The organism is Robiginitalea sp. (assembly GCF_049588695.1).
Taxonomy (GTDB): Bacteria; Bacteroidota; Bacteroidia; order Flavobacteriales; family Flavobacteriaceae; genus Robiginitalea.
Genome location: NZ_JBAVZJ010000555.1, coordinates 1 through 1,823 on the forward strand (window position 1 = coordinate 1; position 1,823 = coordinate 1,823).

The following is a 1,823-nucleotide window of genomic DNA, read 5'->3' on the forward strand; positions in this document are numbered from 1 at the left end:
ACGCCCCCTTCTTATAAAATGCGAATCGATTATCAGGTCGGGGATAAATCCCATTCCTTTATTCAGCCCTACAGCACCTTTAAAAAAAGATTCCTGGCTGCTGCCTCCGGTAATCATCTCGGTAGACATACACATAGCCCCTGCACTTGTGCCTGCAATGACGATTTTCTCATTTTTGTAGCGGTCCAGGAGTATTTTATGAATGGTCGTGTCTCCTATTTTTCTGGTGATGTTCGCCTGGTTTCCCCCGGAAAACATAATACAATCCGCCTGGCGGATCATATCTATATATTTTGGGTTTTCAGAATCTTCGCGTTCGCGAATATCGGCTACCTGAACATTTTGGCATCCTAATTTCCCAAAGGCATCAATATAGTTGTTGCTCACCTCTTTGGGAATACGGGAGGCGGTCGGAATAACGACAATCAAAGCATCTGTGCCGCCACTTTCCCGAACAACGCGCGAGAGGATGCCTTCCTCAATAAATTCCAGGTGATAGGCTTCATGAGTCTCAATACCCTTATCCTCATTGCCTCCTATGGGTATTAAAGTTCCCTTTATGCTCATTATTTGTGATTTAAGGCGGTAAAATTACGGCTCTCCTTGGAAATATTATTATATATTAAAAGATTTAAATCCAACCCTTAAAACTTTGGGCATGAAAATACGAGAAATAAGAGCCATGCGCGGGCCGAATTACTGGTCTGTACGACGCGAGAGACTCATAGTAATGGTTTTGGATCTGGAGGAAATGGAAGAGCTTCCGACCAACAAGTGCCCCGGTTTTCTGGACCGATTAAAAGCCATGTTCCCAACCATGTATTCCCACCGGTGCTCCGAAGGATGTCCGGGCGGTTTTTTTATGCGGGTAGAAGAAGGTACCTGGATGGGGCATGTGATTGAACATATTGCACTGGAAATACAAACTATGGCCGGAATGGATACAGGTTTTGGCCGCACGCGAGGGTATGGGGAAAAGGGCGTATACAGCGTTGTATTCTCCTATATCGAAGAGAATGCCGGGCGTTATGCGGCGCGGGTGGCCGTGGATATTTGCCAGGCCCTAATCGACGGTGAAGATTACAATTTAGCGCCCGATCTGCAGGAAATGCGGGAGCTCCGGGAAGCCGAAAGGCTCGGGCCCAGTACGGGTTCAATTGTTGAAGAGGCCGCCAGTAGGGGAATTCCATGGATTCGTTTGAATAAATACTCCCTCTGTCAACTCGGCTATGGTGCGAATCAAAAGCGTATTCAGGCTACGGTTACCAGCGAAACCAGTAGTATTGGGGTGGAACTGGCCTGTGATAAAGAAGACACTAAATACCTTCTGGAACAAGCCGAAATAGAGGTGCCACGGGGGGATATCATCTCCCGTGAAAGGAGCCTTAAGGAAACATGCGAGGATATCGGGTATCCCCTGGTGATCAAGCCTATCGACGGAAATCACGGCCGGGGTATTTCCGTGGATGTCCGCTCATATGAAGACGCGGTTAAGGCTTTTCATGCAGCCAAGGAGGTGTCCAGGCGGGTTATTGTCGAAAATTATATCCGGGGTGAAGATTATCGGTTGTTGGTCATCAACAACACTTTTGTCGCTGCGGCCCTTCGGTCTCCCGCCCACGTTATTGGGGATGGAAAATCGACCATTACAGAATTGGTTGCCGAAGTCAATACAGATCCCCGGCGGGGCTATGGCCATGAAAAAGAATTGACGGCAATCACCATAAATGACCTTACAAAAACAATCATAGCCGATGCCGGATATACTGAAGACTCCGTATTGGCCGAAGGCGAAAAACTCATCCTGAAAGATACGGCCAACC

The 1,823-nt window shown here is 47.7% G+C and carries 2 protein-coding genes; one reads left to right on the top strand and one right to left on the bottom strand.

Going from position 1 to position 1,823, the window contains the following annotated elements; genetic code table 11:
• The coding region (locus WBV75_RS12730) for a cyanophycinase (protein ID WP_424120965.1) at nt 1–567 on the bottom strand (567 nt) is incomplete at its 3' end.
• A 91-nt stretch (nt 568–658) separates the two neighbouring features.
• Here WBV75_RS12730 and WBV75_RS12735 point away from each other — a divergent pair.
• The coding region (locus WBV75_RS12735) for a cyanophycin synthetase family protein (RefSeq protein ID WP_424120966.1) at nt 659–1,823 on the top strand (1,165 nt) is incomplete at its 3' end.